Source organism: Mycobacterium sp. TH-M15 (assembly GCF_057473705.1).
On record NZ_JBYCLB010000294.1, the window covers coordinates 1 to 1546 of the forward strand.

Annotated in this window: 2 protein-coding genes; both read right to left on the bottom strand. The window is 70.9% G+C overall.

Annotated features, from left to right (window positions below):
* Positions 1–277: 277 nt before the first annotated feature.
* Positions 278–733 (bottom strand): MaoC family dehydratase, encoded by a 456-nt coding sequence (locus AC2VNT_RS06920; protein ID WP_486946146.1) that lies wholly within the window; start codon positions 731–733, stop codon positions 278–280.
* Between the two features lie 2 nt (positions 734–735).
* The coding region (locus tag AC2VNT_RS06925) for a CoA transferase (protein WP_486946147.1) at positions 736–1546 on the bottom strand (811 nt) is incomplete at its 5' end.

The following is a 1546-nucleotide window of genomic DNA, read 5'->3' on the forward strand; positions in this document are numbered from 1 at the left end:
AGAGCCGCGCGGCGCGGCCTTTCTCCCGCGGAAGCATCCAGGTCGTGACCGGGTCGTCGTAGAACGCTCGGCCCAGCATCTGGGCCAACTCGCCCACGTCCGCCTGCCGCCCGGGACGGACCTCGATCAACACCCGGTCAGCCTAATCGCCGGCTGGCACCATCCGCGCAACATCACCGACGACCAGGCCCGGCAGTGTGCGGCGACCGGTCCGCTTCAGTGGATGCCGCCGGAGACCCTGCTGCCACTCGGTGAGGCCCGCCGGGGCACCCCCCGGTCAGGTCAGATACCGGGCGACGGTCTCGGCGACGCAGGCCGGCTTCGCGGCGCCGGCGATCTCCACCGTCGTCGACAGGGTCACCTGGTACGCGCCGTCGCCGAGGTCTTGGACGTCGACCACCGAAGCCTCGGCCCGGATCCGGGAGCCGACCGGGACCGGCGCCGGGAACCGCACCTTGTTCAGGCCGTAGTTGATCCCCATCTTGACGCCGTCGAGGCGGTAGATCTGCTGGGTCAGCTGCGGCAGCAGCGACAGCGTCAGGTAGCCGTGGGCGATCGTGGTGCCGAACGGCCCGTTGGCGGCCCGCGCGGCATCGACGTGAATCCACTGGTGGTCGCCGGTCGCGTCGGCGAACAGGTCCACCATCTCCTGGGTGATCGTCACCCAGTCGCTTTTACCGATGGGTTGGCCCTTCAGCGCGACCAACTCGTCGATCGAACTCAGTGTGCGCATCGCTATCCCTTCTGTCCTTGTTCGGTTGCCACGGTGCCGGCTTCGACCAGCCGCTCGACCTCGGCTCGGCTCATCCCCAACCGGCCTGCGAGCACCGCCACGGTGTGCTCGCCCAGGTCCGGGGCGGCCGTCGCCGGGGGGTGGGCGCCGTCGACGGAGACCGGCGGCCCGGCCGCGAGGTAATCCCCGATCCCGGGCTGGTGCAGCGGGGTGAACATCGGGTTGGCGCGCAGCCGGTCGTCCTCGGCGACCTCCAGGAAGCTGCGATACCGATCCCACAGCAGCGACGTTCCGGCCAGTGCCGCGGCGACCTGGGCGCCGGTGCGGTCGGCGAACCAGGTGCCGAACAGCCCGGTCAGCACGTCCCGATGCCGATACCGCTGCCCCTCGTCGGCGAAGTCCACGCCAAGTGCCTGCTCCAGTGCGGCAACGGCTTTGGCGGCTCCGGTGACGTTGGCGAGATCCCGGAAATGCCGGCTGGTGAGGGTGACCACCATGAACGCCACCCCGTCGCTGCTGGTGAACGTGGCGCCGTACTGCCCGTAGACGGCGTTGCCGATCGGTTCCCGCCGGGTGCCGTTGACCATCGCCTCGGTGAGGAACCCGAGAGCGCTGGCGGTGGACAGCGCGACGTCCTCCAATGCCAGGTTGATCCGGCTGCCGACGCCGCTGCGCTCCCGCCGGTGCAGCGCGGCGGTCACCGCCAGGGCGGCGTGCAGGCCGCACGCCACGTCCCAGGCGGGCAGCACCTGGTTGATCGGGGCCCGCTGCTCCGCGGGGCCGGTCACCAGCGGAAAGCCGTTCGCCGCGTTC